Genomic DNA, 5,448 nt, shown 5'->3' with positions numbered 1-5,448 from the left:
GGCGGGAGCGGGCGCCCGCTATTTCGCGGCGACATACGCCCGGAAGGCGCGGTAGGTCTGATAGACATCCTGCTTGGAGACGACCTCGAAGGGGGCGTGCATCGAAAGCACCGGCACGCCAACGTCGACGACGTCGACGTTGAGCGCCGCGATATACATCGCGACGGTGCCGCCGCCGCCCAAATCCACCCTGCCGAGCTCGCCCGTCTGCCAGGCGACCTTCGCGTCGTCGAGCAGGTTGCGGATTTCGGCCATGAACTCGGCGGACGCCTGGCTCGTGCCGCTCTTGCCGCGCGCGCCGGTGTACTGGGTCACGACGACGCCCCGGTTCAGATAGGCGCAGTTGCGTTTCTCCAGCGTGTCGCCGAAGGTCGGGTCGAACGCCGCGTTCACATCCGCCGACAGGCAGGTGGATTTCGAGAGCACCTCGCGGCCCGAAAGCCCGTGCATGCCGGCGAGGTCCTTGATGAAGTATTTCAGGTAGTTGGAATTGAGGCCGGTGTTGCCGTCCGAGCCGGTCTCCTCCTTGTCGGTGAAGACGGTGACGGTCGTGTACGCTGGGCTTTCGGCCTCGAGCTCGGCCATCAGCGAGGTGTAGGCGCAGACGCGGTCGTCGTGGCCGTAGGAGCCGATCATCGAGCGGTCGAGTCCGACGTCGCGGGCTTTGAACTGCGGCACGGCGGTCAGCTCGGCGGAGAGGAAGTCCTCCTCGACGATGCCGTACTTCTCGTTGAGCAGGCGGATGATGTTGAGCTTGACCTTCTCGCTCACCTTGTCGTCCTTAAACGGGCGGCATCCGACGAGCACGTTGAGCTCCTCCCCCTTGAGCCCCTCGGAGAGCGGGCGCTTCATCTGCTCCTGTGCCAGGTGGGGCAGCAGGTCGGTCACGGTGAAGACGGGGTCGTCCTCCGCCTCGCCGATCGCGCAGGTGACCGTCTCGCCGTTTTTCTTGACGACGACGCCGTGCAGCGCCAGCGGGATCGCGCCCCACTGGTACTTTTTGATGCCGCCGTAGTAGTGGGTCTTGAAGAGGGCGAGCTGCGCCTCCTCATAGAGCGGGTTGGGCTTGAGGTCGAGGCGGGGGGAATCGATGTGGCTGGCCATGATGCGCACCCCGTCGGACATCGGGCGGGTGCCGATCGTCGAGAGGATGACCGCCTTGCCGCGGTTGTTGTAGTAGACACGGTCGCCCGGCAGGTAGACCTCCTTGGGGTCGAAGGGCCTGTAGCCCGCCTCCCGCGCCCTGGCGACGATGTAGGCGACCGCCTCGCGCTCGGTCTTGCAGGCGTCGAGGAACCGCTTGTACGGCTCGCAGAACGCCTGTGCCGCCGCTTCCTCCTCGTCGGTCGCGGTCATGCCGATGTTCTTGCGGTTGATGCAGAGCTTTTCCTGGAGCAGCTCGCCCGCGCTCTTGTTCTCTTTATCCATGGCTGTAAGTCCTCCTGTAGTGTGATTTCTATTGCCGCCGTAAAAACCGGCCGCCGGGCGCGAAGACGCGCGGCGGCCGTCTTTACAGATCATAGAGTCTCCGGTAGATTTCCATCGTCTTTTTCACCTTCGCCACATAGGCGCGGGTGTCGTCGAAGGGGATGTCGGTGATGTGCTCGCCGTCGGGCGCGTGGGCGGGGTCGCCCAGCCACTGCTTGGCGCTGCCCCAGCCCGCGTGGTAGGCGCATAGCGCGTTTTCCACCGTGCCGAACTCGTCGAGCAGGATGCGCAGCATCGACGTGCCGTATTCGATGTTGACCGCCGGGTCGAAGCAGTCCTCCCCCTTCGGGGCTTCGCCGCCCCCCTTGCGCATCTGCACCCAGTCGAACGCGTCGGGCATGAGCTGCATGAGCCCCTGCGCCCCGACGTTCGACCGCGCCCGCGGGTCGAAGCCGCTCTCGGTGCGCACCACGGCGTAGACGAGCGCGCGGTCGAGGCCCTTTTCCCCGCAGGCCGCGTCGATCAGTTCGGTGTATTTCATCGGGTAGGCGCCGTGGTAGTAGCGGTCGAAGCCGTATTTCGCGAGGCTTGCCGCCCCCCACACCGCCAGCAGGAGCAGCAGCAGTTCAAAGCCCAGTTTGACAGCGCGTCTGATGTCCGCTCCCCTCCGATCATTCGTCCGTCCCGGTCAGCTCCTCAAAGCCGCCGTCGTCAGGGTCCTCCCCGCCGTCCGCCGCCGTCTCCGCGCCGGGTTCCGGCGCCTCTTCGGGCGCGGGCTCCGGCTCCGCGGCGCGCGCGCGGCGCCCCGCACCGTCCGCCGCCAGCCTTTCCAGGCGGGCGTAGAGCTCCGCGAAGGCGAGGCGCAGCTCGTCTTGGTCCCCGTCATTGGTCAGTATATCGTCCGCGCGGGAGGTATAGAACCCGTCGCGGTTCTGCGCGTTCACGCGGCGCTCGGCCGCCTCCCCGGTCATCGCGTCCCGCGCGATGATGCGGCGCAGGCGGACCTCCCGATCGGCGGTCACGGCCACGATCCGGTCGCATTTTTTGTCGAGCCCCGACTCGAAGAGGGTCGGCGCGTCGAGCAGCAGCATCGGCGCGCCCGACGCGCTGATCTCCTCTATTTTACGCATGATCGCGGCGATAATGTATGGGTAGGTGATCTCATTGAGGCGTTTTAATTTCGCGCGGTCGGAAAAGCAGATTTCCGCCAGCTTTTCCCGATTGAGGGTCGCGTCGGGGTGGATGACCTCGGTGGAGAATTCCAGCACGAGATCCATCAGGCAGGCCCGGCTGTTCTCCATCGTCTCCCGCGCCACCGCGTCCGCGTTGATGACCGGCACGCCGCGGCCGGCGAACATCCCGCTCAGGGTGGATTTGCCCGCGCCCGTCTGCCCCGTCAGGCCGATGATCATGGTATTCTGACTTTTCAAAACGTTTCCCGCCTTCCCTATAGTAGAACCTCGTCGAACCCGGCCGCGCGCAGCAGCCGGTTGTACACTGCCTGTCCGATTCCTTCGTCGTCAGATACCCTGGTGTATACGAGCGCCAGCCCGTCGCGGTCCACCTCCCGCAGCGCGTCGAACAGCCGGTGCGCCTGGGACGCTGGATCGCTTTCCGCGCCGTAGGTGATGCATTTCTGCGTGAACTGCCCTTCCTCCCCCTCGAAGCAGAGGATGCCGAACGCGTGCTTCTGCGCCGCGATGAACCGCTTGAACTGCCCGAGGCTCCCGCGCACGAGCACGACCCGCGCCTTGGGGGAATAGTGCCTGTACTTCATGCCGGGGGAGGCCACCTTGCGGTCGTCGGGCAGATGCTCGAAGACGCCGGGATCGTATTCGGCGTCCGGCAGCACCTCCCGCAGCATTTCGAGCGTCACCGCTCCCGGGCGGAGCACCCGCGGCGGATCGGTGCACAGCGTGAGCACGGTCGATTCCACCCCCACGTCGCACGCCCCGCCGTCGACGATCGCGTCCACGCGGCCGGTCAAGTCGTCGACGCAGTGCCGCGCGCAGGTGGGGCTGGGCGAGCCGGAGAGGTTCGCCGACGGCGCCGCGAGCGGGACTCCCGCGCGGCGGATAAGCTCCCGTGCCACCGGGTGGGCGGGCATGCGGACCGCCACCGTGTCGAGCCCCCCCGAAGTCTCACGGGGAACGCGGTCCGACTTCGGCAGGATGACCGTCATCGGGCCCGGCCAGAACCGCTCGGCAAGCCGCTCGAACGCGGCGGGCAGCACGCGCACGAGCGGCGCGACCTCCTTTGGGGAGGAGACGTGCACAATGAGCGGGTTGTCGCTCGGACGGCCCTTGGCGGCGTAGATCGCCTTTGCCGCGGCCGGGTCGAGGGCGTTCGCCGCCAGCCCGTAGACCGTCTCCGTGGGGATCGCGACGAGCTTTCCCGCCCTCAGCAGCGCGGCCGCCTCGTCGAGGGCCGCGGAGTCCCGCGTGATATCGGTAATTTTCAGAAGTTTCGTCTGCAAGGTTTCATCTCCAAAATCGGTTCATTCCTCCTGCGCGGCCTGCAGCTTCTGCGCCTGGTCGTGGGTCATCAGCGCGTCGAGCAGCTCGTCGAGCGCGCCGTTGAGGATCGCGTCGAGCTTGTAGAGGGTCAGCCCGATGCGGTGGTCGGTCACCCGACCCTGCGGGTAGTTGTAGGTGCGGATGCGCTCCGACCGGTCCCCCGTGCCCACCTGCGCGCGGCGTTCGGAGGCGATCTGGTCGTTCTGCTCCCGCACCTTGATGTCCAGCAGGCGGGAGCGCAGGACCTTCAGCGCCTTATCCTTGTTCTTGTACTGGCTGCGCTCGTCCTGGCACTCGACCACCATGCCGGTGGGCAGGTGGGTCACGCGGATGGCCGAGGAGGTCTTGTTGACATGCTGGCCGCCCGCGCCCGACGAGCGGAACACGTCGATCTGCAAATCCCCGGGATCCAGCTCGAAGTCGACCTCCTCCGCCTCGGGCAGCACCGCGACGGTGACCGTCGAGGTGTGGATGCGGCCCTGCGTCTCCGTCTCGGGAACCCGCTGCACCCGGTGGACGCCGCTTTCATATTTGAGCCGGGAGTAGGCGCCCTCCCCGCCGATCGAAAAGCTGATTTCCTTGTAGCCGCCCAGCTCGGTCTCGTTGGCGCCGAGCACCTCGCACTGCCAGCCGCGCGACTCGGCGTACATCGTATACATGCGGCAGAGCACCCCCGCGAAGAGGGCCGCCTCCTCGCCGCCCGCGCCGCCGCGGATTTCCACGATGACGTTTTTGTCGTCGTTCGGGTCGCGCGGCAGCAGCAGGATTTTCAGCTCCTGCGCCGCGGACTCGATCACCTCGCGATTCTCGTCGTACTGCTCCTGCGCGAGCGCGCGCATCTCGGGGTCGAGGCCCCCCTCGTCGAGCATCTCCTTCGCCTCGTCGAAGGCCTCCTTGGCGGACTTGTATTCGCGGTATTTTTCAACGATCGGCTCCAGCCTCCGGTATTCCTTCATCAGCTCGGTATACCTCGCCGGGTCGCTCGTCACGTTCGGTTCCATCAGGCGCATCCCGAGCTCCTCGAAGCGTGCCGCGACCGAATCCAGTTTGTCAAACATGCCGTTTCCTCCCGTATCTTTCTCTTTTCCGCGGATGGGGAAAGCAGCTACAAATGCCGGGTTTTGAGTTCCTCCCGCCCGAGTTCGACCTCGCCGCGCAGGACCTTTTTGATGTTCTTTTCCACCTTGGCGCGCGGCACCATCACCTCGCGCCCGCAGCCGACGCAGCGGATGCGGAAATCCATTCCCACGCGCCCCACCGTGAACCGGTTTTCCCCGCAAGGGTGCGGCTTTTTCATAATGAGCACGTCGCCGATCTGGATATCCATTCTCTCCGCCTCCCGACACGTTTCCTTGGAATACTACAATCTATTATTATACAGAAGAACTATTTCTAACGCAAGGCGCGAGTTGTGAATTTTCCTTTTTTCCGCCCAGGGGCCGGCAGTCGACCGATGGCGGTTTTAGATATCCCGCTCATCGAGCGGGGGAGATTGCCGGGTCCC

Annotated in this window: 6 protein-coding genes; all 6 read right to left on the bottom strand. The window is 65.6% G+C overall.

What is annotated here, in order from left to right; genetic code table 11:
* Positions 1–18: 18 nt before the first annotated feature.
* The 6 genes from RDM88_RS11585 to RDM88_RS11560 all read right to left on the bottom strand — a co-directional run bounded on the left by RDM88_RS11585 (position 19) and on the right by RDM88_RS11560 (position 5,271).
* Positions 19–1,428: an aminopeptidase gene (locus tag RDM88_RS11585; protein ID WP_308754990.1), complete on the bottom strand. Its 1,410-nt coding sequence runs from the start codon at positions 1,426–1,428 to the stop codon at positions 19–21.
* A gap of 82 nt (positions 1,429–1,510) precedes the next feature.
* Positions 1,511–2,032, bottom strand: a complete 522-nt coding sequence (locus tag RDM88_RS11580) for a lytic transglycosylase domain-containing protein (protein WP_308754989.1) — start codon at positions 2,030–2,032, stop codon at positions 1,511–1,513.
* Positions 2,033–2,099: 67 nt separating this feature from the next.
* The gene (gene coaE, locus RDM88_RS11575) at positions 2,100–2,858 is read right to left on the bottom strand and encodes a dephospho-CoA kinase (RefSeq protein ID WP_308754988.1); all 759 of its coding nucleotides are present in this window, start codon (positions 2,856–2,858) and stop codon (positions 2,100–2,102) included.
* A gap of 17 nt (positions 2,859–2,875) precedes the next feature.
* A complete protein-coding gene (locus tag RDM88_RS11570; protein WP_308754987.1) occupies positions 2,876–3,904 on the bottom strand; it encodes an L-threonylcarbamoyladenylate synthase in 1,029 nt (342 codons plus the stop codon).
* A gap of 21 nt (positions 3,905–3,925) precedes the next feature.
* A complete protein-coding gene (gene prfA / locus RDM88_RS11565; RefSeq protein WP_308754986.1) occupies positions 3,926–5,002 on the bottom strand; it encodes a peptide chain release factor 1 in 1,077 nt (358 codons plus the stop codon).
* 47 nt (positions 5,003–5,049) lie between these two features.
* A complete protein-coding gene (locus RDM88_RS11560; protein WP_308754985.1) occupies positions 5,050–5,271 on the bottom strand; it encodes a DUF951 domain-containing protein in 222 nt (73 codons plus the stop codon).
* Positions 5,272–5,448: the final 177 nt, after the last annotated feature.

This window comes from uncultured Anaerotruncus sp. (assembly GCF_902490045.1).
Lineage (GTDB): Bacteria > Bacillota > Clostridia > Oscillospirales > Ruminococcaceae > Anaerotruncus.
This window is presented reverse-complemented; position numbering and strand designations above follow the sequence as displayed.

Coding starts and splice junctions, on each gene's coding strand:
- RDM88_RS11585 (WP_308754990.1), bottom strand. CDS start 1,428: ATGGATAAAGAGAACAAGAGCGCGGGCGAGCTGCTCCAGGAAAAGCTC.
- prfA (WP_308754986.1), bottom strand. CDS start 5,002: ATGTTTGACAAACTGGATTCGGTCGCGGCACGCTTCGAGGAGCTCGGG.
- RDM88_RS11560 (WP_308754985.1), bottom strand. CDS start 5,271: ATGGATATCCAGATCGGCGACGTGCTCATTATGAAAAAGCCGCACCCT.